This window comes from Ruegeria sp. BJ5, assembly GCF_056537865.1.
Genome location: NZ_JBQFSH010000003.1, coordinates 445,330 through 468,842, shown reverse-complemented (window position 1 = coordinate 468,842; position 23,513 = coordinate 445,330). Strand labels below are relative to the sequence as shown.

Here is a 23,513-nt window from a genome sequence, read left to right as displayed (position 1 = left end):
GCGCTGCCCAACCTTCTTGTAATACGCGAGCATGTCCGGGGTCCGCATTTGGCCAGACGGGAGCCGGACACTAACGTTTTATGACATTTTCGCACCTTGCGAAGCAATGTATTTAAAAGCCGTTAGCCAAGCACGGGTTTTTGGGGCACAGGATTCCCCGTTCACGTCCACCCGCCCGCTGACAGCAGTCCAAGGCTCTGCAGATGCGCCCAGCCTGAATACCGTTCTGATTGTGGAGTCCAAAGGTCGGGCCCGGCAATGATGCCATCATAGTATGGCCCGAATTGGTCGGGATCATGAAAATGCTGGCGCCTTTGTTTTTCGATGCGCGACTTCTCGACGACTTGCGGCAGGAATTTCGTGTGCAACAGGACGCCCGAGGGGGTTTGCCCGGAAGGCCCGTCATAGGCAAAATTCAGGTGTCGGGGCAGCGCCGAGTGGCAGGAGTTCACGAAGGCATAGCGACGGTCCCACTTCACCAGCGGAATCTTGTTCAGAGTTGGAGACCGGTCCGGGCAATCGGCAAAGAAGGCGCGTTCGCGAACGCCGCCTTGCACCCACAGGTTTCCCAGCGGCTCTTGCCGGCGCGCCCTGTAAGGGGCGGGATCGAACCAGTTCAAAGTTTCGGTCGGGTCGGTCTCGGGGTCATAGGGCGCCGTGCCCAACGGGCCTTTCGGGTATAGATCAAGCATCAGCGCGCCAAAGGCCGGCTGTCCGATTTGGTCCAGCCATCCCGTCAGATCGCGCAGGTCGCGGCTGTCGTGATGGGCATAGATCAGAAGTTCGTCGGCATCCACCATCAGGGTCCAGTGGCCGTGGCCATGCCGCATCTGCAACCAGGTCAGCCAGTCCAGCCCGAACCGCGCCTCGCGATAGCTGGCCTGCGTTTGCCACAGCGACACGTCCGGTTGGTTGAGCAGATAAGTGACCGAGCCGTCATCGCTGCCGTTGTCGACCATCAGGAAATGATCGACCCCCAGCCGGCGATAGTGGCGCAGGAACCAGGGCAGGCGCGCGATCTCGTTGCGCAGGGTGGTAAAGGCCAGAATGTCGGTGGGCGCGATCAGCCGGGTCTTGTCCGATACCGGCGTCACCGCGTGGCGGCTGCGGAAGGACCGCCACAACAGGCGCTTGCGTTTCAGGCGCAGGCGGTATCTGCGAATCCAGCCCGGGGCGTTTTCGTCGGTTTTCACAGCTGCGCCCATGGCACGATCACTTTTCGTAGTGGCCATTCTGATGCCAGCGCCAGGCATCGGCGATCATCACCTCCAGCCGCGAACGTTTCGGCCGCCAGCCCAGCTCGGCCACGGCCCGGGTCGAACCTGACACCAGCTTGGTGCAATCGCCCGCCCGGCGCGGACCGACATTGAAGGGCACTTCGCGGTTGGTCACGCTGTGCGATTGCGCGATCACCTCTTTCACCGAAAACCCGGTGCCGGTGCCCAGATTGAAAACCCGGCTGCCCTTGCCCTGTTCCAGCCAGTGCAGGCCCAGCACATGCGCATCCACCAGGTCGCAGACATGGACATAGTCGCGGATGCAGGTGCCGTCGGGCGTGTCGTAATCGGTGCCATAGACGGTCAGCGCGTCGCGCTTGCCGTCGATCGCGTCCAACAACAGCGGAACCAGATGGGTCTCGGGACGGTGGAACTCGCCCACGTCGCCGTCGGGGTCGGCACCGGCCACGTTGAAATAGCGAAAGATCACGTGGTTCAGCCCGTGCGCCTGTTCGAAATCGCGCAGGATGTCCTCGATCGCGCGTTTCGAGGCGCCGTAGGCGTTCAGCGGGTGCTGCGGCGTGGTTTCGTCCAGCACCACGTTGTCGTGGTCGCCATAGGTCGCGCAGGTGGACGAGAACACGAAATCCAGGCAACCGGCGGCCACGGCCGCCTCGATCAGGTTCAGTGATCCGGTGACGTTGTTGCGCCAGTACCGGCCCGGCTCGCTCATGGCTTCGCCGACCTGGCTGAGCGCGGCGAAATGCATCACCGCCGCCGGTTTGTACGTGGCAAAGACCTGATCCAGCCGCGCGCGGTCCAGCAGATCGCCCTGTTCGAACGGGCCGAATTTCACCGCATCCTGCCAGCCGGTGACAAGGTTGTCATAGGTCACGGGCACATAGCCCGCTTGCGCGAGCGCCTTGCAGGCATGAGATCCGATATATCCGGCGCCGCCGGTCACAAGTATATTGGTCATCCGTGGTCCTGCCGAATGTCTGCCGGTCATGGGTTAGCTGCCAGGCTGCCCGCGGGGAACGGGGAATTTGCGTCTATTCCAACCCCATCGCGGACATCATGCTTTCGATCTTGGTCACGTCCTGCGGATTGTTCAACTCCCAGAACTGGCGGCCTTTTGCCTCGACCTCGACACACAGAACCTTGCGCCCGTTTTCCATGAACCGCAGCTGTTCCAGCCCCTCGAGCTGCTCCAGCGGTCCGACCGGCCAGCTCGGATAGGCGGCCAGCGCGTCGGGGCGGTAGGCGTAGACGCCCACATGGTGGAACACCGGCGTCGGATCCGACCCGGCATAGGTTTCGGCGGTGAAGGGGATCACTTCCTTCGAGAAATAGAGCGCGCTGTGATCGGACGCGAAAACGGCGGTGGTGCCGCCCACCCGGCCATGCCTGCGGTCGTTCAGCAGCCCGTTCAGCGCCTCGCCGTCGCACCGCAGCACCGGCGTGGCCACGCCGGCCTCGGGCGCGGCGCGCAGGCCATTGACCAGATCCTCGATGAACCAATGCGGGGTCAGGGGGGCGTCGCCCTGCAGGTTGACCACGATCTCGTACCCGCCGCCCAGCCTGTCATGCGCCTCGGCGCAGCGCTCGGTGCCGTTGGCGCAGCTTTCCGAGGTCATCACCACCTCGGCGCCAAAGCCCTCGGCCGCAGCGCGGATGCGGTCGTCATCGGTGGCCACCACCACCCGGTCGACGCCCGAAACCGACATGGCCGCGCGCCAGGACCGCTCGATCAGGGTCATGGGCTTTCCCGTTGCGCCGGTCAGCGGCACCAGCGGTTTGCCCGGATAGCGGGTCGAGGCATAGCGGGCGGGGATCGCGATCAGAACCGACATCAGGCCTCCTTGAGTTCGATGCCCGGGGCATAGGCGATGAAGAACGGGTTGGCATAGCCTTCCTTGCCATAGGTCAGCGGTGCGTGGTCTTCGAAACGCACCACATGGCCCCCGGCACCGGCCAGCACCGCGTGGCCAGCGGCAGTGTCCCACTCCATCGTGCGGCCCACGCGCGGGTAGAGGTCGGCCTCGCCCGTGGCCACAAGGCAGAATTTCAGCGACGAGCCCGCCGACTTGCTGTCCTTGACCTTATATTTGTTGATGTAGTCATCCGTGGCCTGATCGCGATGCGATTTCGAGGCCACCACCAAAAGCGCCGAATTGTCCGGATCAGAGACTGATATCGGCGTGACCTCGCCCGGTTTGTCCTTGTCCAGAGCGCCGATTTCTTCGACCGATCGGCCATCGGCCAGGGTATAGAACATGCGCCCGCGGGCCGGGGCATAGACCACGCCGCGGGTGGGCACGCCGTTTTCGACCAGCGCGATGTTCACGGTGAAATCGCCACGTCGGTTGATGAATTCCTTGGTGCCGTCCAGCGGATCGACGATCAGGAAAGTATCGCCCTGCTTGCTGTGCGACGCGGCTTGCTCCTCGGTCACCAGCAGGATGTCGGGAAAGGCGGCGCGCAGCCCGGCCGAGATCAGCGCATCGGCGGCTTCGTCGGCTTCGGTCACGGGGCTGGAATCGGATTTGACCTTCACGTCAAAATCATCGGCATTGTAGATCTCCATGATCTTGTCGCCCGCTTCGAGGGCCAGGCGTCTGATCACGGGGATGAGGTCGTCATAGGTCACAAAAATGCTCCGTTTCCATGGTTTGTTGATCCGAAAACCTGACGAACTTATGCTGTGCCGGATACGGAACGGCAAGGAATTCGTGCCACGCTGGCGGAACAAAACCGGGAAAGAGCGTTCGAGTGTTCTATTACAAGCGAAGCAGCAGCCTTGTGGGTGGGGCATTCAACCTTGCGGAACTGGTGTTTCACGCCGTGGTCCGCAACATCCGCTCGCAGCATTCCAACGCCGTAGTCGCCATCATGATGAACATCGTCCAAGTCGTTTTGATGGCGACCGTGTTCTATTTCATCATGTCGTTTCTGGGCGGACGGGTGGCCAAGATCCGGGGTGAGTTCATCCTGTACATCCTTTCCGGCATCTTTCTTTTCATGACGCACATCAAGTCCGTCGGTGCGATCGCGGGGCTTGGGGGCACCAACAATCCCATGATGCTGCATTCGCCGATGAACATGATGGTTCTGCTTTTGGCCGCGGCCTTCGGGACCTTGTACACGCAGGTCGTTTCAATCCTGGTGATCCTGTTCGTCTACAGCGTTGCGGTCAATCCGATCGAGATGCAGGACCCGGGCGGTGCGTTCGCCATGCTGATCCTTGCGTGGTACACCGGCTGCGCGGTCGGTCTGGTCTTCATGGCGCTCAAGCCGTGGATGCCGCAGACCTCCACCATACTGAGCAATGTCTATCGCCGGATGAACATGATCTTCTCGGGCAAGATGTTCGTAGGCAATGCGCTGGGCGGATGGATGCTGGCCATGTTCGCCTGGAACCCGTTGTTTCACGTGATCGATCAGTGCCGCGGTTTCGTGTTTCGCAACTACTTTCCGCGCAACTCCAGCTGGGAATATGCGCTGTGGGTCGGCATCGCCCTGATGATGATCGGGTTGCTGGGAGAGTTCTTTACCCGTAAGCACATCTCAAAAAGCTGGGATGCGCGCCGTTAGGTTGCCACGCGCAGCGTCAGGTTGATCCGGCCCCCTTTGGGCAGCAGGCGCGAAGACCCGAACCGGATCCGGTCGATGCCGTGATAGGCCAACCGAGCGGGACCCCCCATGACGACCACGTCGCCGGAACTCAGCCAGACGGACTCGGTCTTGCCGCCGCGGGTCGTGTTGCCGATCCGGAACAAGGCGTCATCGCCCAGCGAAACCGACAGGACCGGCCACGAGAAATCGGCCTCGTCCTTGTCCTGGTGCATCCCCATCTTTGCGCCTTCGCCGTAATAGTTGATCAGACAGCAATCGGGGTCTCGAGAGGTTCCGGCAAGGTCGCGCCAGATCGACAGGATCGGGTCCGGAATGGCGGGCCACGCCATGCCCTTGGGGTGCGCGTCCTGGTACCGGTATCCGGCCCCGTCCGACACCCAGCCCAACGTTCCGGCAGACGTCATGCGCACCGACATCTTGCGCCCCGAAGCGGTGCTGGGATGAAACAGCGGAGCGGCTTTCAGAATCGGCCGCAGAAGCTCGATGATCTGCCGCTGAGCGGCGCCGTCCAGATGGCCTTTTCGGATGTCGAACCCCCGTAAATTCAGGCGCGTCATGACAGAAACCTCATTCCTTTTGAAATCCTTGCCGAAAAAGGCCCAAAATTCCCGAAAACCTGCATTTCACAACGCTTGCAGGCCTCAGGCCTCGCCCTTATATACGCCGGGACGCGCGATGGTGTAGACCTGTCGCGCCCAGCAGATCGGGGCAGGGATGCCGTAACGGGTTCCGGCCTCGGGACATCGCCTTGAAAAGAAAGGGATCGAAAAATGGGAAAAGTAATCGGGATTGACCTTGGGACCACCAACTCGTGCGTAGCCATCATGGACGGCGCGCAGCCGAAGGTCATCGAAAACGCGGAAGGGGCGCGGACCACGCCCTCGATCGTCGCCTTCACCGAAGACGAGCGACTGGTCGGGCAGCCGGCGAAACGCCAGGCGGTCACCAACCCCGACAACACGATTTTTGGCGTCAAGCGCCTGATCGGGCGTCGTGTGGATGACGCAGAAGTCCAGAAGGACAAGAAAATGGTGCCCTACGCCATCGTCGATGGCGGCAACGGCGACGCTTGGGTCGAGGCCCGCGGGCAGAAATACTCCCCAAGCCAGATCTCGGCCTTCATCCTCGGCAAGATGAAAGAAACCGCCGAAAGCTATCTGGGTGAAGAAGTCACGCAGGCCGTGATCACCGTTCCGGCCTATTTCAACGACGCCCAGCGTCAGGCCACCAAGGACGCCGGCAAGATCGCCGGTCTGGAAGTGCTGCGGATCATCAACGAACCGACTGCCGCCGCGCTGGCCTATGGCCTGGACAAGCAGGACAGCCAGACCATCGCGGTCTATGACCTTGGCGGTGGTACCTTCGACGTGACCATCCTGGAAATCGACGACGGCCTGTTCGAGGTCAAATCGACCAACGGTGATACCTTCCTGGGTGGTGAAGACTTTGACATGCGCATCGTCAACTACCTGGCGGACGAGTTCAAAAAAGAACACGGCGTCGACCTGAGCCAGGACAAGATGGCGCTGCAGCGTCTGAAAGAAGCCGCAGAGAAGGCCAAGATCGAGCTCAGCTCGACCACCCAGACCGAGATCAACCAGCCGTTCATCTCGATGGGCGCGAACGGCCAGCCGCTGCACATGGTCATGAAGCTGACCCGTGCCAAGCTGGAATCGCTGGTCGGCGACCTGATCAAGAAGTCGCTGAAGCCCTGCCAGGCCGCTCTGAAAGACGCCGGCATCTCGGCCAGCGATGTGGATGAGGTTGTTCTGGTCGGTGGTATGACCCGAATGCCGAAAGTCATCGAAGAGGTGACCAAGTTCTTCGGCAAAGAGCCGCACAAAGGCGTGAACCCGGACGAAGTCGTGGCCATGGGTGCTGCGATCCAGGCCGGTGTTCTGCAAGGCGACGTCAAGGACGTGGTTCTGCTGGACGTAACCCCGCTGTCGCTGGGTATCGAAACCCTGGGCGGCGTGTTTACCCGCCTGATCGATCGCAACACCACGATCCCGACCAAGAAGTCTCAGGTCTTCTCGACCGCCGAGGACAACCAGAACGCCGTGACCATCCGGGTGTTCCAGGGTGAGCGTGAAATGGCTGCGGACAACAAGATCCTGGGCCAGTTCAACCTTGAAGACATCCCGCCGGCCCCGCGCGGCATGCCTCAGATCGAGGTGACCTTCGACATCGACGCCAACGGCATTGTCTCGGTTTCGGCCAAGGACAAGGGCACCGGCAAGGAACAGAAGATCACGATCCAGGCCTCGGGCGGACTGTCGGAGGAAGACATCGAAAAGATGGTCAAGGACGCCGAAGAGAACGCCGAAGCCGACCGCAAGCGCAAGGAACTGGTCGAAGCCAAGAACCAGGCCGAAAGCCTGATCCACGCGACCGAGAAATCGCTCGAGGAGCATGGCGACAAGGTCGATCCGGCGACCGTCGAGGCGATCGAACTGGCCGTGGCCGCGCTCAAGGACGAATTGGAATCGGACAATGCCGACAAGATCAAGGCCGGCATCCAGAACGTGACCGAAGCGTCCATGAAACTGGGCGAGGCGATCTACAAGGCGCAGTCCGAAGAGGCCAGTGAAGAACCGGCAGCCGCGGATGCGGGGCCCGGCGATGACGACATCGTCGATGCCGAGTTCGAAGACCTGGACGATGACAAGCGCAACTAACGGGTAACCGGGCCAATTCGGGCCGGTCCGGATGCCGGGCCGGCCCGTTTACGTTGAGGCAGAAGGAAATACCGATGTCAAAACGCGACTATTACGAAGTGCTCGGCGTGTCCAAGGGTGCTTCGGCGGATGAGATCAAGAAAGCTTTTCGCCGGAAGGCGAAAGAGCTGCACCCCGATCGCAATAAAGACAACCCGGACGCCGAGGCCCTGTTCAAAGAGGCCAACGAGGCCTATGACGTTCTGCGCGACGCTGACAAAAAGGCCGCGTATGACCGGTTCGGCCATGCTGCGTTCGAGAATGGCATGGGCGGCGGCCAGCGTGGTGGCGGCTTTGGATCGGGCGATTTCTCCAGCGCGTTTTCTGATGTGTTCGATGACCTGTTCGGCGATTTCATGGGTGGACAGCGTGGCGGCGGCGGTCGCCGTGCCGCTCGCGGCTCGGACCTTCGTTACAACCTGAGGGTTTCGCTGGAAGAGGCCTATTCCGGCCTGCAGAAAACCATCAACGTCCCGACAGCCGTGGCCTGTTCGTCCTGCGAGGGCACCGGCGCCGAGGGCGGAGTTGAACCAACCACCTGCCCGACCTGTTCCGGCATGGGCAAGGTACGCGCACAACAGGGCTTTTTCACTGTCGAGCGCAGCTGCCCGACCTGTGCTGGTCTGGGACAAATCATCAAGAACCCCTGCAAATCCTGCCATGGCTCGGGCCGGGTCGAGAAGGAACGCGCGCTGTCGGTCAACATTCCGGCGGGCGTCGAAACTGGCACCCGTATCCGATTGGCGGGCGAGGGCGAGGCCGGAATGCGCGGCGGTCCTCCGGGCGATCTCTACATCTTTGTCGAGGTGACTCCGCACAAACTGTTCGAGCGGGACGGCCCGAACCTGTATTGCCGCGTGCCTGTCAGCATGGCGAAGGCGGCGCTGGGCGGCTCGATCGAAGTGCCCACCATCGACGGTGGCCGTGGTCGGGTGCAGATTCCGGCCGGCAGCCAGTCGGGCCGGCAGATGCGTCTGCGTGCCAAGGGCATGCCTGCGCTGCGGGGCGGCGGTATCGGTGACATGTTCATCGAGCTTGCGGTCGAGACTCCGGTCAACCTGACCGCGCGGCAAAAAGAGCTGCTGCAGGAGTTCGACGATCTGGGAGAGGACAACCACCCGGAATCGAAAAGCTTTTTCTCGTCCGTCAAATCCTTCTGGGAAAGGATGCAAAGCTGATCCCAGCGTTCCAGACCCCGAAAGGCCGGCGTATCATCGCCGGCTTTTTTGTTTTCTAAGTCCAGTTTGGCCCGAAACTGCGCGGAATTGGCCCTTGATTCTCGGCCTCAGCCTTGAGAATGTCCGCGCCAACCGTTGGGGTGCCCCGGAACCGGGGCTGAGAGGCGCGAGCCAACCCATCGAACCTGATCCGGGCAATACCGGCGGAGGGAACGGTCTAAAACACTCAGACGTTTTCCATGCCCGCGTTGCCCCACATGCAAGAAGGGAGCGACATGGCGCATATCGCTTTGACCATCGCAGGATCCGACAGCGGCGGCGGGGCTGGCATTCAGGCCGATCTCAAAGCGATGTCGGCGCTGGGTGTGTTCGGTGCCAGTGTCATCACCGCGGTCACCGCCCAGAACACGCAGGCGGTCACCGCTGTGCATGGTATCCCGCTGGACGTGATCGCCGCGCAGATCGACGCGGTTCTGTCCGATCTGGACGTGCGCGCGGTCAAGATCGGCATGTTGGCCACGCCCGAGATCATCCAAACCGTCGCCGACGGCCTGTCCGGCTTTGCCGGGCCCATCGTGCTGGACCCGGTGATGATCGCCAAATCGGGCGATGCCCTGCTGGCGCGCGAGGCGGTGCAAACGTTGCGCAAGGTGCTGCTGCCCCGCGCCACCGTCCTGACCCCGAACCTGCCCGAGGCCGCCTGTCTACTGGACCGACTGGTCGCAGAAACGCCCGAGGAAATGGTGGCGCAGGGCCATGATCTGTGCACCCTGGGGGCTGGGGCCGTCCTGATGAAAGGCGGACACGGCAAGGGCGATACTTGCCATGATCTGCTGATCGACCAGAACGGCATCATCGGTGAATTTACCGCGCCCCGTCAGGACACGCGCAACACCCACGGCACCGGATGCACCCTGTCCTCGGCCGTCGCGGCCGGTCTGGCCAATGGCTTGCCGCTGGTCGATGCGGTGGCGCAGGCGCATGACTACCTGCAAGGCGCAATCACCCGCGCGGATGAGCTGCAGGTCGGCTCGGGCCTCGGGCCGGTGCATCACTTCCACCGGGTATGGCCGGCGTGACGGTCTGGTCGGTCATAGGTGCCGGGGTCGCCGGCCTGGCCGTGGCCTCGGAACTGGTCGCGCGGGGCGCGCAGGTACAGGTGTTCGATCCCGGCGGGCCTCCCGGTCCGCATGGCTGTTCCTGGTGGGCGGGCGGCATGCTGGCGCCGTGGTGCGAGTATGAAAATGCCGAGGAACCGGTGCTGAGGTTGGGGCGGCAGGCGATCGACTGGTGGGCGGCCCGCACCCCGGTCGCGCGGCAGGGAACGCTGGTCGTGGCCAACACGCGCGACCTACCCGACCTGCGCCGCTTTGCCCGCCGGACCGAGAGGTTCACGCAGGTTGATCAAGCGAAAATAGCTGAATTAGAGCTTGATCTGCACGGGTATTCCCAAGGCCTGTTCTTCACCGACGAGGCCCATCTGGACCCTCGCCGCGCGTTGCAGGACCTGTATCGCGGCCTGCAGGACAAGGGGGTCGAATTCCACCGCACGCTGGCCCCGTCGCGGCTGGAAAACGCCATCGACTGCCGGGGCTTGCACGCGCGCGACATCCTGCACGACCTGCGCGGCGTGAAGGGGGAAATGCTGGTGATCCGCTGCCCCGATGTGACGCTGACCCGGCCCGTACGCCTTCTGCATCCCCGGATGCCGCTCTATGTCGTGCCGCGCGGCGAGGGCATCTACATGCTGGGCGCCACGATGATCGAAACCGAGGACAGCAGCCGGATCACCGCGCGCTCGATGCTGGAACTGCTCAGCGCGGCTTATGCGCTGAACCCTGCCTTTGGCGAGGCCGAGGTGCTGGAGATCGGCGTCGATCTGCGCCCGGCCTTTCCCGACAACCTGCCGCGCATCCGCCGGCTGGGTCGGACGATCTATGCCAACGGCCTCTATCGTCACGGCTACCTGCTGGCCCCGGCCTTGGCCCAAGGCGTGGCCGATCTGGCGTTGAACAACACACATTCGGAGATGGTCGATGAAGATCGTGATTAATGGCGAGCCGCGCGAAGTGCGCGCCGAAACCCTTGGCGAGCTGCTGGCCGAATGCGGCTTTTCCGGCCGCGTCGCCACCGCGGTGAACGAGGAATTCGTGCCCTCCAGCCTGCGCATCGCGCACAAACTGGCCGAGGGCGACCGGGTTGAAGTCGTCGCACCGATGCAGGGGGGCTGAGGATGAAAACGTTTTACGGCACCGAACTGCCCAACCCGCTGATGTTGGGCACCGCGCAATATCCCAGCCCGGCGATCCTGGAACAGGCCTTCCGAGCCAGCGGCGCGGGCGTGGCCACGGTGTCATTGCGGCGCGAGGGCGCGGGCGGGGCGGGTCAGGCGTTCTGGTCGATGATCCGCGATCTGGGCGTGCTGATCCTGCCCAACACCGCCGGCTGTCACACGGTCAAAGAGGCCGTCACCACCGCCCACATGGCGCGCGAGGTGTTCGACACACCGTGGATCAAGCTGGAACTGATCGGCCACACCGACAGCCTGCAACCCGACGTGTTCCAACTGGTCGAAGCCGCGCGCATTCTGACCGACGAAGGGTTCCAGGTGTTTCCCTACACCACTGAAGACCTAATCGTGGCCGAACGTCTGCTGGCGGCCGGGTGCCAGGTGCTGATGCCCTGGGGCGCGCCGATCGGGTCGGGGCGGGGCCTGAACAACGAATACGCCCTGCGCGCGATGCGGGCGGAGTTTCCCGATGTGCCGCTGGTGGTGGATGCGGGCATCGGCCTGCCCAGCCACGCCGCCCACGCGATGGAGCTGGGCTATGACGCGGTTCTGCTGAACACCGCCGTTGCTCGGGCCGGCGATCCGGTGGCGATGGCGCAGGCCATGGCGCTGGCGGTGCAGGCCGGGCAACTGGCGCATCAGGCCGACCCGATCGAGCCGCGCGACATGGCCGAAGCCTCGACCCCGGTGATCGGAAAGGCCTTTCTGTCATGACGCTCGACCGCTTCTACCCGATCTTCGATCATGCCGATTGGCTGTGGCGGATGCTGCCCCTGGGCGTGAAACTGGTGCAACTGCGCATCAAGGATCAGCCCGACGCGGTGGTGCGCGCGGAGATCGCCACCGCCCAGGCCCTGTGCCGCGACCACGGTGCGGTGCTTGTGGTGAACGACTATTGGCAGGCCGCCATCGACGCGGGCTGCGACTGGATCCACCTGGGGCAGGAGGATTTGGACGCCGCCGACCTGCATGGCATCCGCAAGGCCGGCCTGAAACTGGGCGTTTCGACCCATGACGATGACGAGCTTGAGCGCGTGTTGGCGATGGACCCGGACTATGTGGCTTTGGGGCCGGTCTACCCGACCATCCTGAAAAAGATGAAATGGCACCAACAGGGCCTGCCGCGTGTGACCGAGTGGAAACGGCGCGTGGGCGACATCCCCCTGGTCGGCATCGGCGGCATGAGCGTCGAGCGCGCGCCGGGCGTGTTTCAGGCCGGGGCCGACATCGTCTCCGTCGTCACCGACATCACCCTGAACCCCGACCCCGAAGGCAGGGTGCGCCAGTGGATCGAGGTCACGCGATGAGCCGCTACGCCCGCCAGATGATCCTGCCCGAGGTCGGGGCCGAGGGGCAGAACCGCCTTGCCCGCGCGCGGGTTCTTGTTGTGGGCGCCGGGGGGCTGGCCGCGCCCGTGCTGCCGCTGCTGGCCGGGGCCGGGGTGGGGCATCTGACCATCGTCGATCCCGATACGGTGGACCTGTCGAACCTGCATCGCCAGACGCTGTTTGCCGAGTCCGATTGCGGCCGCCCCAAGGCCGAAGCGGCCGCCGAACGCTGTCGGGCGCTGAATGGTGAGATCACCGTTGAAGCGCGAAAACAGGGTCTAACACCGGCAATTGCTGCTGATCTGGTGGCCGAGGTCGACCTGGTTCTGGATTGCGCCGACAGCTACGCGGCCAGTTATACGCTTTCGGATACCTGCTTGGCGCAGGGCAAGCCGCTGATCACCGCCTCGGTTCTGGGCCTGTCCGGATATGTCGGCGGGTTTTGCGGCGGCGCGCCGTCGTTGCGCGCGGTGTTCCCCGACGCGCCTGACAGCGGGGCCAGTTGCGCCACCGCAGGCGTTTTGGGCCCGGTCGTGGCGATGATCGGCGCGATGCAGGCGCAGATGGCGCTGGGCGTGATCCTGGGCCTCGATCCCTCGCCGCTGGGCCAGATGGTGCAGGTGGACGGGCGCAGTTGCACCAGCAGCGGCTTCCGCTTTGACACCGCGCCGGAACCGGACGGCCATTTCCCCTTTGTTGCCCCCTCGCAACTGACCCCGAACGACCTGGTTGTCGATCTGCGCAGCGTCGATGAGGCGCCCGAAGCGATCCACCCCAACGCCCGCCGACTGACGGTCGAAGCGCTGAAAACAGAGCCTAACAAGGGCAAAACTCTGGCCCTCTGCTGTGCCACCGGGCTGCGCGCCTGGCGCGCGGCCGAGGAACTCCACCCCCATTGGCCCGGCCGGATCGTTCTGGTCGCCGCCGCAACGTCGTGAAGCAAAAGGAAACGCAGACCATGAAGAAACTGATCACCGCCCTTGCCTTGCTGGCCGCCGCGCCTGCCTGGGCCGAGGACAAGATGACCGTCCTGTTGGACTGGTTCGTGAACCCCGACCACGGGCCGATCATCGTGGCGCAGGAAAACGGCTATTTCGCCGAACGGGGGCTTGAGGTCGAAATCGTCCCGCCCGCCGATCCCTCGGCCCCGCCGCGCCTTGTGGCCGCCGGTCAAGCCGATCTGGCCGTGTCCTACCAGCCGCAGCTGCACCTGCAGATCCACGAGGGCCTGCCGCTGAAACGGGTCGGCACGCTGGTCGCCACGCCGCTGAACTGCCTTCTGGTGCTCGAGGGTGGCCCGATCAAATCGCTGGCCGACCTCAAGGGCAAGAAGATCGGCTTTTCGGTCGCCGGTGTCGAAGAGGCGATCCTGACCGCTATGCTGAATGCGCATGGCGTGTCGCTGGACGATATCGAGATGATCAACGTCAACTTCTCGCTGTCGCCATCGCTGATGACGGGGCAGGTGGACGCCGTGATCGGCGCCTTCCGCAATTTCGAGCTGAACCAGATGGACATCGAAGGCGTTCCGGGCCGCTGCTTCTACATCGAGGAAGAAGGCGTGCCGCCCTATGACGAGCTGATCTATGTGGCCAACCCTGAAACGATGGACAAGGACATGATTGCCCGCTTCCTGGCCGCCACCGAGAAGGCCACGCAGTATATCGTGAACAACCCGGAAAAAAGCTGGGAGATCTTCGCCGCCACCTCGCCCGAGTTGCAGGACGAGCTGAACGCCCGAGCCTGGGTCGATACCCTGCCGCGCTTCGCGCTGCGCCCGGCGGGATTCGATGCCGGCCGCTATGCCCGGTTCGAGGCCTTTCTTAAAGACTCCGGCATGATCGACAGCATCAACCCGGTCAGCGACATCACCATCGACGTGACCGCGCAATGAGCGACTATGGCAAAGCCTTCGCGCTTATGCGCGATGCGGCGCAGGGGCCGTGGCGGGACTATACCCGCCACGCCTTTGTCGAGGGGCTGAAGGACGGCTCCCTGCCGCGTGCGGCGTTTCTGCATTACCTGCGGCAGGATTACGTGTTCCTGATCCATTTCTCGCGCGCCTGGGCGCTGGCGGTGGTGAAATCGGAAACCCATGCCGAGATGCTGGCCGCGTCGCGCACGGTGAACGGTCTGATCAGCGAAGAGATGAAGTTGCATATCGGCATTTGCGAGGCCGAGGGCATCAGCCAGGACGAGCTGTTCGCCACGCCCGAACGCCCCGAGAACCTGGCCTATACACGCTATGTACTCGAGGCCGGCTACAGCGGTGATCTGCTGGATCTGCTGGCGGCGCTGGCGCCCTGCGTAATGGGATACGGGGAAATCGGCACACGGCTGGCGGCCGAGGCCGCCTCGGACACCTACCGCGATTGGATCGACGCCTATTCCAGCAGTGAATATCAGGAAGCCTGTCAGGCTGTGGGTGAACTGCTGGATTCGGCTCTAATAAGGCGACTTGGGGCGGATTTCCGTACCACACCGCGTTGGGATCGCCTGTGCCAGACCTTCCGCACCGCGACCGAGCTCGAGGTCAATTTCTGGCAGATGGGCCTGACCCCATGACCCCGCCCCCCGATCTGACCATCAGCGGACAGGCTAGTATCGACGGCGCGCCTCTGTTCGCGCCGCTGACCCTGTCGCTGAAGGCCGGGCAGTGGACCTGTCTGCTGGGCGGATCGGGGGTCGGAAAGACCACGGTTTTGCGTCTGATCGCCGGGTTGGCGACCGGGGCCGAATTCACCGGCGAGATCCGCGCCAGCGACGGGCTGCCGGTGGCCGAGCGCGTGGCCTACATGGCGCAGGACGATCTGCTGCTGCCCTGGGCCACGGTCGCGCAGAACGTGGCGCTGGGCGCGCGGCTGCGCGGCGAACGGGTCGATCAGGACCGCCGCGCCCGTCTGATCGAACGGATGCGCTTGCAGGACCACATGACCAAAAAGCCCTCGGAGTTGTCCGGCGGGCAGCGTCAGCGCGTGGCATTGGCCCGCACCCTGATGGAGGACAAGCCGATCATCCTGCTGGACGAGCCGTTCTCGGCGCTGGATGCGCGCACACGCGCCGACATGCAGGACTTAGCCGCCGAGGCATTGCAGGGCCGGACCGTTCTGCTGGTCACCCATGACCCTGCCGAGGCCGCGCGTCTGGGGCAGTCGATCATGGTGATGACGCGACACGGCCTGACCCCATGCCAACCGCCTCATGCACCGGCCCCGCGGAAGGTGGACGATCTCGAGACGCTGGAAACGCAGGGCGCGCTGCTGAAACTGCTGCGCGAGGAAGTGGCATGAAGACGCTCTCGGTCCTTGCCGCGACCCTGTTTGCGCTGGCCATCTGGCAGGCGATCGTCACCCTGACCGGCCTGCCGAAATTCATCTTGCCCGGCCCGGCATTGGTGGCAGAGACCTGGTGGCAGAACCGCTGGCTGATCGCCGAACACACCTGGATCACCGCCATCGAGGTGCTGATCGGTCTGGCCTGCGGCACTGTGCTGGGCGTCGTCACCGCGCTGCAACTGGCCAATTCCCGCGCCGCGCGGGTGCTGGTGCAGCCGATGCTGGTGTTCACCCAGGCACTGCCGGTTTTTGCGTTGGCACCGTTGCTGACCCTGTGGCTGGGCTATGGGCTGTGGTCCAAGGTCGCGATGGCGGTGCTGATCATCTATTTCCCCATCACCTCGTCGTTTTTCGACGGGCTGATGCGCACGCCGCAGGGCTATCTGGATCTGGCTCGCACCATGCAGGCCAGCTCGCGCAGCGTGTTGTGGCGTATCCGCATCCCGGCGGCGCTACCCTCGCTGGCTTCGGGGATGCGGCTGGCGGCGGTCTATGCTCCGATCGGGGCCGTGATCGGTGAATGGGTCGGCTCGTCGCAGGGGCTGGGATACCTGATGCTGCTGGCCAATGGCCGCGCCAAGACCGACCTGATGTTTGCCGCGATGCTGACGCTTGGGGTGTTCTCGATCCTTCTGCACCTGGCAGTGCGCCGCGCCACGGCCCGCATGGCCGGTGAGGCGCGTTAACCATTCGGAAACCGATTCTGGGGCAATCATGGGCGCATGACCAAGGACGCCTTTGCCGAAGCCCCATCACTGTTCGAAACTGACGAAGCGCAGGTCACACCGCTGCCTGAGGGTCGGCTGCCCTCGTACATCAAGGACCACCGCCAACGCCTGCGCGAACGGTTCATGTCGGGCGGCGCGGGGGCGATGCCGGATTACGAGCTGCTGGAACTGGTCCTGTTCCGCTCGATCCCCCGGCAGGACATGAAACCGCTGGCGCGGCGGCTGCTGGACGCGTTCGGCGACTTCAACCGGGTGCTGACCGCCCCTGTGGAACGCCTGCGCCAGATCAAGGGCGTGGGCGATACCGTCATCACCGACCTAAAGATCCTCGAGGCCTGCGCCCATCGCATGGCCCGTGCCCGGGTGATGCAGCGGCATGTGATTTCCAGCTGGGATGCGCTGCTGGACTATTGCCACACCACCATGGCGCATCGCGAGATCGAGCAGTTCCGCGTGTTCTATCTGGACCGCAAGAACGTGCTGATCGCGGATGAGGAGCAGGCCAAGGGTACCGTCGATCACGTACCCGTCTACCCGCGCGAGGTCGCCAAACGCGCGTTGGAGCTGAACGCCTCGGCGCTGATCCTGGTGCACAATCATCCGTCGGGCGATCCGACCCCCTCGCAATCGGATATCGACATGACCAACCGCATCAACGATGCCTGCGCTGCACTGGGGCTGACCTTGCACGACCACCTGATCATCGGCAAATCGACCGAGCTGAGCTTCCGCTCGGAAGGTTATCTCTGACCGCTAGCGCACCCAGACTTCGACACGACGGTTGGCCTTGCGGCCCCATTCCGTGTCGTCGCAGGCCATGGGCATGGCTTCACCGAAACCTTCGACGGCGATCGCGACGGTTTCGGGGACTGCGGTCTCGATCGCGGCAAGGATCGCGTTCCGCACTGTCTGTGCGCGCCGCAAGGCGATGCGGGCATTGGTTTCCGCAGCACCGTCTCCGTCACTGAAACCGACGAAGACCAGTTTGCGCCCGTCATACTGGCCCGATTCAAGCGCCTGCGCCATTTGCAGGATGTTCGACCGCGACTGCGCGTCTGGCCGCGACGATCCCGGCTCGAACCGGAAAGACACCGACAGGCGCGACAGCGGGCGCAGAGTTTCGATCATCCGTTGCAGCTCTTCCAGCCCCACCTCGGACCCACCCGAGGTGATGGCGTTGGCCAACCGGTCGCCCTGAAGCCCGAGACGTACCAGTTCGTGGGACTGGTCGACGAAACCGGCTTGCCGGATGACCATCTGTGCCTCGGGGCTTTGGACATAGGCCAGAAACTGGCGGGCGATCTTCGGCAGGCGCCGCTGCGGCAGATACAGGAACATCGGCAGGGTCAGCGGATAGTCCTCGGTTTTGATGGCGGCGCGCGTGGCGCGCAGTGCGTGACCACATCCGCCGGCCAGCGGCAGACTGCGCACGTTTTGCGGGTCAGCGTGGCTGACGATACCGAGTGCGAAGGGATCGCGCGCAACCGCTGCTGCCAGTTCCGCGCTGCGGGTGTGGCGGATCACGGCCTCATGCGCCTGCACACCGGCTGGCTGCATCACCTGGTCTTGTACGGCCTGACCAACGCCGGTTGTCACATCCGGCAGATGAACGGCGATGGGGGCATCCGGGCCACCGAGCTGTGCCCAGTTGGCGACCTCGCCATTTATGACCCGCGCCAGGTCCGAAACCGAGATCTGCTGGATCGGATTGTCCAATGAGACCACCGGCACCAGCGCGCCAAGCGCCACCACCCGCGACCGGCGCGGTCGGGACAGGTCGCCCAGACCGTTTTCTTGCGCCGCCGCGGCCTCCTGCGGGCGGATTTCGCGCATCGCCAAAGCGATGTCTGCCTGATCGGCGGTCAGATCGGCAAAACCGCGATCGGTGTCCGAAACGCGCAGGAAAAACCGCGCCAAAGGGGCGGTCCGATCCGGCTGCGTCAGGGCAAAGACAAGCTGCGCATGGTCTGTGCCTTCGCTTAGCACGTTCAGGTTTTCTCGTTGCGCAAAGCCTTCGATCAACGCCGGAAGTAGGGATTCGGCCATCACCGATGCGCCAGAGAAGTGCACTTCGGCCACAAAGTCGATCAGGTTTGGGCAAGCCGGACCGTCGCAGGTAACGCCGGATCCATCCACCGTCAGTTCGCCGAACTGGGTGTCCACACGGTAGAACTCACCATCAAACCCCAACAGGTTCCCGGTGATCTCGACCTTGCCGTCATGCGAGGTCAGCGTGATGTCCTGAGCGAGGGCGCCTGAAGCGCCAGCCATCAACGACAACACCGTCATCGTCGCGCGAAGATACTTCATAAAGACCTGTTGACCTGCCTGCCGTTACTTTGCGGCGATTGTCAGGTCTTGGAACAGATTATTCAACACCAGAAAGTCCTGTCCGCTGTCGCAGGCCGGCAGGGTGATCGACAGCTCTCGCGACCGCAGCCCCTGATCGTCCAGCAACTCGAGCACTTGCAGATCCAGGTCCTGTCCACAATTCCGGGGAGTCACTTCGGCCTCGACGCTCAGGGCGACGGTGCCATTTGCGTCGGCCGCGTTGCGGGGGATCGAATAGATCTCGACATTGCGCTCGCCGGCCATGCCGAAGTGGACAACCTGCCCGGTGCCGGAACTGCTGGCGTTTGACCAGACATGCCCGGCTTCGCCATAGGATGCACCGAACTCCAACGCGTGCAGTTGCAATTCGGTGTCCCCCGTCCATTGCAGCGCAACGCGGTCATAATCTGAAAAATCAGGAATGTGAGTGGTGGCGACAGTGCCGCGCTGGTTTTTGAACGAGATCAGGAAAATGGCATATTCCGACAGGGCGGGAATGGACAGGTCCAGACGGCCGTCCTTGTCGGTTTGGGCGCTGAACGTCATGCCGCTGTGGTGCAGCTCGACGGTTTCATCGGGGTTGCAGGGGGCCTTCAAGGTCAAACGTGCTGTCGCGTTGGGGGCTGCCATTGCGCGGGCCCGGAGATCGCAGTTGACCTGCGCCTGAGGAACGGCAGGCTCTGCCCGAGGCGGAACCTTGGCCGAGGGTTCGGGGGCCGTGGACGCGGTCGGCGTTGCCGAGGTCAGCACGATTCCTTCCAACCCGGCAATCACGGTGCCTTCACCAGACGGCTGGATCATCGCCTGACGTGTTTCCTGCACGTCCGGCTGCGAGGCCGGTCCGTTCTGCATCAGGTAGCCGATGGCCAAGGCGCATGCGACCGTGCCACCTGTGGTCACGTAGTTCCGTATTACAAACAAGACACCCTCCCCAGTTGAAGGAGCGAGTCGGAGAGTGCTTAACAATCGCGGCTAATATGTGGCCGCGACGCGGACTCATTATGTCGGGAATCTCACCGGATCAGGCAAGCCGACCATGGCAGTGCTTGAATTTCTTGCCGGACCCGCAGGGGCAGGGATCGTTGCGCGACGGGTTACCCCAGGTTGACGGGTCGTCCTCGACAAAGCCGGGCCGCGCATCGCCCGAGGCCTGCGCCTCGGCCACCGCCTCGGCCTGTTCGGCGGCTTTCTTGATCTGGGCCTGCTGCGCCTGCATCTGTGCCAGCATCTCGCGCTGCTCTTCTTCGGTCAGCGGGCGGACGCGGGCCAGTTGCTGGGTGACCGTTTCGCGCAGACTGTCGAGCATGTTCTCGAACAGCTGGAAGCTTTCGGTCTTGTATTCGTTCAGCGGATCGCGCTGGGCGTAGCCGCGAAAGCCCACGACCGAGCGCAGATGTTCCAAGGTCAGCAAGTGCTCGCGCCATTTGCTGTCGATGGTCTGCAGCAGCACCTGCTTTTCGATGTTGCGCATGTTCTCGGGGCCGAAGGCGGCGGCCTTCTGGGCCATCATCTCGTCGGTGGCCTTGATCAGGCGCTCGCGAACCACGTCGTCGTCGACCCCATCCTCGGCCGCCCATTCCTGAACCGGAACATCAATGTTCAGCTTTTCCTTGAGGGCCGCGTGCAGCCCGTCGGTGTCCCACTGGTCGGCGTAGGTTTTGGGCGGCATGTACTGGTCGATCAGATCGTCGATGACCTGTTCGCGCATGTCCGAAACGATTTCGGACAGATCGTCGGTCGACATGATTTCGCGGCGCTGGCTGAAGATCACCTTGCGCTGATCGTTCATCACGTCGTCGAACTTGAGAACGTTCTTGCGCATGTCGAAGTTGCGGCCTTCGACCTTGGCCTGCGCGCGTTCGAGCGACTTGTTCACCCAAGGGTGCACGATCGCTTCGCCTTCTTTCATGCCCAAGGTGGTCAGAACCTTGTCCAGCCGTTCCGAGCCGAAGATGCGCATCAGGTCGTCTTCCAGGCTGAGGAAGAACACGGTGCGGCCTGGGTCGCCCTGACGGCCCGAACGGCCGCGCAGCTGGTTGTCGATGCGGCGGCTTTCGTGGCGCTCCGAGGCCAGAACGAACAGACCGCCGGCCTCAAGCACCTTTTGCTTTTCTTCCGCATGGCGCGCCTCTTCCCGGGCGCGCAGTTCGGCCGGGTCGGCGTCGGGGTTCTCGGCCAGCGCTTGCATGACGCTCATTTCAACGTTGCCGCCCAGCTGGATGTCGGTGCCGCGGCCGGCCATGTTGGTGGCGATGGTTACCGCGCCCAGACGTCCGGCCTCGGCCACGATCTGGGCCTCCTGCTCGTGCTGGCGGGCGTTCAGGACGTTGTGCTTGATGCCTTCCTTGGTCAACATCTCGCTGAGCATCTCGGACTTCTCGATCGAGGTCGTGCCCACCAGAACCGGCTGGCCCTTGGCATTTGCTTTCTTGATCTCTTCAATCATGGCCGCGTATTTTTCGGCCGCGGTGCGATAGACCTGATCGTCCTCGTCCATACGGGCGATCGGCTTGTTGGTCGGCACTTCGACTACGCCCAGGCCATAGATTTCGGCGAATTCCTCGGCCTCGGTCAGGGCGGTACCGGTCATGCCGGCCAGCTTGTCATAGAGGCGGAAATAGTTCTGGAAAGTCACGCTGGCCAAAGTCACGTTTTCGGGCTGGATCGGCGCGCCTTCCTTGGCTTCGATCGCCTGGTGCAGGCCTTCGGACAGACGGCGGCCCGGCATCATCCGGCCAGTGAATTCGTCGATCAGGACGACGTTGCCGTCGCGTACGATGTAGTCCTTGTCGCGCTGGAACAGCTTGTGCGCACGCAGGCCCTGGTTGACGTGGTGCACCACCGTGGTGCTTTCGGGGTCGTACAGCGACTGGCCCTCGGGCAGCAGGCCACTGGCGTGCAGCTGCTCTTCAAGGAACTCGTTGCCTTCATCGGTGAAGGTCACACTGCGGGACTTCTCGTCGATCGTATAGTGATCGTCCTGCAGGGACGGGATCAGACCGTCGATGGCCGTGTAGAGATCGGACCGGTCCTGAGATGGACCCGAGATGATCAGTGGGGTCCGTGCCTCGTCGATCAGAATCGAGTCGACCTCGTCCACGATCGCGAAATTGTGGTGCTTTTGGTAGACCTCGTTCAGATCCGCCTTCATGTTGTCGCGCAGATAGTCGAAGCCCAGCTCGTTGTTGGTGGCATAGGTGATGTCACAGGCATAGGCCGCTTTTTTCTCGGCATCGGGCTGGCCCGACCAGATCACGCCGGTGGTCATACCCAACGCGCCGAACACGTTGCTCATCCATTCGGCGTCACGCTTTGCCAGGTATTCGTTGACCGTGACGATATGCACGCCCTTTCCGGTCAGTGCGTTCAGATAGGCCGGGAAGGTAGCGACCAGGGTCTTGCCTTCGCCGGTCTTCATCTCGGCGATATTGCCCTGATGCAGGAATATGCCACCCATGAGCTGCACGTCAAAGGCCCGCAGACCCAGCGCGCGCTTGGCGCCTTCACGAACGTTGGCGAAGGCCTCGGGCAGCAGGACGTCCAGGCTCTCGCCCTCATTGGCCCGCTTGCGCAGCTCTTCGGTCTTGGTTTTCAGATCGTCATCCGAGAGTTGTTCGAACTCCTGCTCCAGCGCGTTGATCTTTTCGACCAGCGGGCGGGTTGCCTTGATCTTGCGGTCGTTCGGTGTTCCGAACACCTTTTTGGCAAGCGTACCGAGTCCCAGCATGTTCACTCCAGCGGATCTTTTCTTGTCTTGGTTGCGACAGGCTTGCCCACCTTGCGCGCAACCCATAGATAGCTGGGAGGAAAAGATGGTCCTGTCAAAGGCTGCAAGCGATGTAAGCGGCAGGTTCCAGAGTGTCAACGCCACGCCCTGTCGCGGCCAGAATATAGGATGAATTCATGCCCAAAGGTCTCACTTTTCTGCCATCGCTGGCTCTTGCGGCCATGATGGCCCTGCCTGTCGCCGCTGAAACCGAACCCTCTGCCGATACGGTTGTGGCGCGCGTCAACGGCGACGAGATCACTTTGGGTCACGTGATTGCCACTGCGGCTGGCCTGCCGCCGCAATATCAGCAGTTGGAAGACGAGGTCCTGTACCAGTTCATCGTCGAGCAGCTGATCCAGCAACAATTGCTCAGCCAAGAGCAGGACGAGCTGACCCGCCTGAACGCGCTGATGCTGACCAACGAAGAGCGCTCGCTGAAAGCGGTGCAGACGGTGAACCAGATCACCGATGCCGAGGTGACGGACGACGCGATCCAGGCCGCCTATGACGCGCAGTTCGCCGAGTTCCAAGGCGAGGACGAGTTCAACGCCAGCCACATCCTTGTCGCGACCGAGGACGAGGCCAAAGAGATCAAGGCGCAACTGGACGACGGCGCCGATTTTGCCGAGCTGGCCAAAGAGAAATCCACCGGTCCGTCCGGCCCCAATGGCGGCGCGCTGGGCTGGTTCGGCAAGGGCCAGATGGTTCCCGAGTTCGAACAGGCCGTGATCGGGCTGGAAAAAGGCCAGGTCTCGGACCCGGTGCAGACCCAGTTCGGGTGGCATGTGGTGATCCTGAACGACAAACGCAAATCCGAAGCGCCCGAGTTTGCGGCGGTGCGGGATGAACTGGCCCAGTCCGTTCGTCAGGAGGCCATTCAGGCCAAGATCGACGAGCTGACCCAGGCGGGCAGCGTCGAGCGCCCCGAGGTCGAGGGCCTGACCCCGGACGTGGTCCGCAAGCTGGACCTGGTTCAGGAGTAAA

At 63.2% G+C, this 23,513-nt stretch carries 23 protein-coding genes and 1 riboswitch; of the genes, 15 read left to right on the top strand and 8 right to left on the bottom strand.

Annotation, left to right across the window (positions count from 1 at the left end):
• Positions 1-161: 161 nt before the first annotated feature.
• The 4 genes from ACR0NY_RS13020 to cysQ all read right to left on the bottom strand — a co-directional run bounded on the left by ACR0NY_RS13020 (position 162) and on the right by cysQ (position 3,867).
• Positions 162-1,205: a glycosyltransferase family 2 protein gene (locus ACR0NY_RS13020; protein ID WP_170369004.1), complete on the bottom strand. Its 1,044-nt coding sequence runs from the start codon at positions 1,203-1,205 to the stop codon at positions 162-164.
• A 7-nt stretch (positions 1,206-1,212) separates the two neighbouring features.
• Entirely contained in the window at positions 1,213-2,196 is a 984-nt protein-coding gene (galE, locus tag ACR0NY_RS13015; RefSeq protein ID WP_170369005.1) for a UDP-glucose 4-epimerase GalE, read from the bottom strand.
• Between the two features lie 73 nt (positions 2,197-2,269).
• A complete protein-coding gene (locus ACR0NY_RS13010) occupies positions 2,270-3,070 on the bottom strand; it encodes a 3-deoxy-manno-octulosonate cytidylyltransferase family protein (protein WP_170340725.1) in 801 nt (266 codons plus the stop codon).
• Positions 3,070-3,867 carry a 3'(2'),5'-bisphosphate nucleotidase CysQ gene (cysQ, locus tag ACR0NY_RS13005; protein WP_170369006.1) on the bottom strand — a complete coding sequence of 266 codons (798 nt, stop codon included), beginning with the start codon at positions 3,865-3,867 and terminating at the stop codon, positions 3,070-3,072. The genes ACR0NY_RS13010 and cysQ overlap by 1 nt, the downstream gene beginning before the upstream one ends.
• A gap of 122 nt (positions 3,868-3,989) precedes the next feature.
• Between cysQ and ACR0NY_RS13000 the strand changes: the two genes are divergently transcribed.
• A complete protein-coding gene (locus ACR0NY_RS13000) occupies positions 3,990-4,811 on the top strand; it encodes an ABC transporter permease (protein WP_170369007.1) in 822 nt (273 codons plus the stop codon).
• Here ACR0NY_RS13000 and ACR0NY_RS12995 read toward each other — a convergent pair.
• Positions 4,808-5,410: an alpha-ketoglutarate-dependent dioxygenase AlkB family protein gene (locus ACR0NY_RS12995; RefSeq protein WP_170369008.1), complete on the bottom strand. Its 603-nt coding sequence runs from the start codon at positions 5,408-5,410 to the stop codon at positions 4,808-4,810. The two genes, ACR0NY_RS13000 and ACR0NY_RS12995, sit on opposite strands and share 4 nt — an antisense overlap.
• A 213-nt stretch (positions 5,411-5,623) precedes the next feature.
• Between ACR0NY_RS12995 and dnaK the strand changes: the two genes are divergently transcribed.
• The 13 genes from dnaK to radC all read left to right on the top strand — a co-directional run bounded on the left by dnaK (position 5,624) and on the right by radC (position 17,179).
• On the top strand, positions 5,624-7,531 hold the full coding sequence (gene dnaK / locus ACR0NY_RS12990; RefSeq protein ID WP_170340730.1) for a molecular chaperone DnaK: 1,908 nt from the start codon (positions 5,624-5,626) through the stop codon (positions 7,529-7,531).
• Positions 7,532-7,605: 74 nt separating this feature from the next.
• Positions 7,606-8,748 (top strand): molecular chaperone DnaJ, encoded by a 1,143-nt coding sequence (gene dnaJ / locus ACR0NY_RS12985; protein WP_170340732.1) that lies wholly within the window; start codon positions 7,606-7,608, stop codon positions 8,746-8,748.
• A 126-nt stretch (positions 8,749-8,874) separates the two neighbouring features.
• Positions 8,875-8,977: riboswitch (TPP riboswitch) on the top strand.
• Between the two features lie 46 nt (positions 8,978-9,023).
• Positions 9,024-9,827: a bifunctional hydroxymethylpyrimidine kinase/phosphomethylpyrimidine kinase gene (gene thiD, locus ACR0NY_RS12980; RefSeq protein WP_170369009.1), complete on the top strand. Its 804-nt coding sequence runs from the start codon at positions 9,024-9,026 to the stop codon at positions 9,825-9,827.
• Positions 9,824-10,801 carry an FAD-dependent oxidoreductase gene (locus ACR0NY_RS12975; protein WP_170340736.1) on the top strand — a complete coding sequence of 326 codons (978 nt, stop codon included), beginning with the start codon at positions 9,824-9,826 and terminating at the stop codon, positions 10,799-10,801. Before thiD ends, ACR0NY_RS12975 begins: the two co-directional genes overlap by 4 nt.
• The gene (gene thiS / locus ACR0NY_RS12970; RefSeq protein ID WP_170340738.1) at positions 10,785-10,979 is read left to right on the top strand and encodes a sulfur carrier protein ThiS; all 195 of its coding nucleotides are present in this window, start codon (positions 10,785-10,787) and stop codon (positions 10,977-10,979) included. Before ACR0NY_RS12975 ends, thiS begins: the two co-directional genes overlap by 17 nt.
• A gap of 2 nt (positions 10,980-10,981) precedes the next feature.
• Complete coding sequence (locus ACR0NY_RS12965) at positions 10,982-11,752, top strand: thiazole synthase (protein ID WP_170340740.1); 771 nt, start codon at positions 10,982-10,984, stop codon at positions 11,750-11,752.
• The gene (locus ACR0NY_RS12960; RefSeq protein ID WP_170340742.1) at positions 11,749-12,345 is read left to right on the top strand and encodes a thiamine phosphate synthase; all 597 of its coding nucleotides are present in this window, start codon (positions 11,749-11,751) and stop codon (positions 12,343-12,345) included. Before ACR0NY_RS12965 ends, ACR0NY_RS12960 begins: the two co-directional genes overlap by 4 nt.
• The gene (locus tag ACR0NY_RS12955; RefSeq protein ID WP_170369010.1) at positions 12,342-13,304 is read left to right on the top strand and encodes a ThiF family adenylyltransferase; all 963 of its coding nucleotides are present in this window, start codon (positions 12,342-12,344) and stop codon (positions 13,302-13,304) included. Before ACR0NY_RS12960 ends, ACR0NY_RS12955 begins: the two co-directional genes overlap by 4 nt.
• Before the next feature lie 20 nt (positions 13,305-13,324).
• A complete protein-coding gene (locus tag ACR0NY_RS12950) occupies positions 13,325-14,260 on the top strand; it encodes an ABC transporter substrate-binding protein (protein ID WP_170369011.1) in 936 nt (311 codons plus the stop codon).
• Positions 14,257-14,931 carry a thiaminase II gene (tenA, locus tag ACR0NY_RS12945; RefSeq protein ID WP_170369012.1) on the top strand — a complete coding sequence of 225 codons (675 nt, stop codon included), beginning with the start codon at positions 14,257-14,259 and terminating at the stop codon, positions 14,929-14,931. Before ACR0NY_RS12950 ends, tenA begins: the two co-directional genes overlap by 4 nt.
• Complete coding sequence (locus ACR0NY_RS12940) at positions 14,928-15,656, top strand: ABC transporter ATP-binding protein (protein ID WP_170369013.1); 729 nt, start codon at positions 14,928-14,930, stop codon at positions 15,654-15,656. Before tenA ends, ACR0NY_RS12940 begins: the two co-directional genes overlap by 4 nt.
• Positions 15,653-16,387: an ABC transporter permease gene (locus tag ACR0NY_RS12935; protein ID WP_170369014.1), complete on the top strand. Its 735-nt coding sequence runs from the start codon at positions 15,653-15,655 to the stop codon at positions 16,385-16,387. The genes ACR0NY_RS12940 and ACR0NY_RS12935 overlap by 4 nt, the downstream gene beginning before the upstream one ends.
• A gap of 36 nt (positions 16,388-16,423) precedes the next feature.
• Positions 16,424-17,179 carry a RadC family protein gene (gene radC / locus ACR0NY_RS12930; protein WP_170369015.1) on the top strand — a complete coding sequence of 252 codons (756 nt, stop codon included), beginning with the start codon at positions 16,424-16,426 and terminating at the stop codon, positions 17,177-17,179.
• A 3-nt stretch (positions 17,180-17,182) separates the two neighbouring features.
• Here the strand turns inward: radC and ACR0NY_RS12925 are convergent, their stop codons facing one another.
• The 3 genes from ACR0NY_RS12925 to secA all read right to left on the bottom strand — a co-directional run bounded on the left by ACR0NY_RS12925 (position 17,183) and on the right by secA (position 22,487).
• On the bottom strand, positions 17,183-18,739 hold the full coding sequence (locus tag ACR0NY_RS12925; RefSeq protein WP_170369016.1) for a phosphate ABC transporter substrate-binding/OmpA family protein: 1,557 nt from the start codon (positions 18,737-18,739) through the stop codon (positions 17,183-17,185).
• Between the two features lie 24 nt (positions 18,740-18,763).
• Positions 18,764-19,681 (bottom strand): hypothetical protein, encoded by a 918-nt coding sequence (locus ACR0NY_RS12920; RefSeq protein ID WP_170369017.1) that lies wholly within the window; start codon positions 19,679-19,681, stop codon positions 18,764-18,766.
• 100 nt (positions 19,682-19,781) lie between these two features.
• The gene (secA, locus tag ACR0NY_RS12915) at positions 19,782-22,487 is read right to left on the bottom strand and encodes a preprotein translocase subunit SecA (RefSeq protein ID WP_170369018.1); all 2,706 of its coding nucleotides are present in this window, start codon (positions 22,485-22,487) and stop codon (positions 19,782-19,784) included.
• A 176-nt stretch (positions 22,488-22,663) separates the two neighbouring features.
• Here secA and ACR0NY_RS12910 point away from each other — a divergent pair, with 176 nt between their 5' ends.
• Complete coding sequence (locus tag ACR0NY_RS12910; RefSeq protein ID WP_170369019.1) at positions 22,664-23,512, top strand: peptidylprolyl isomerase; 849 nt, start codon at positions 22,664-22,666, stop codon at positions 23,510-23,512.
• Position 23,513 lies beyond the last annotated feature (1 nt).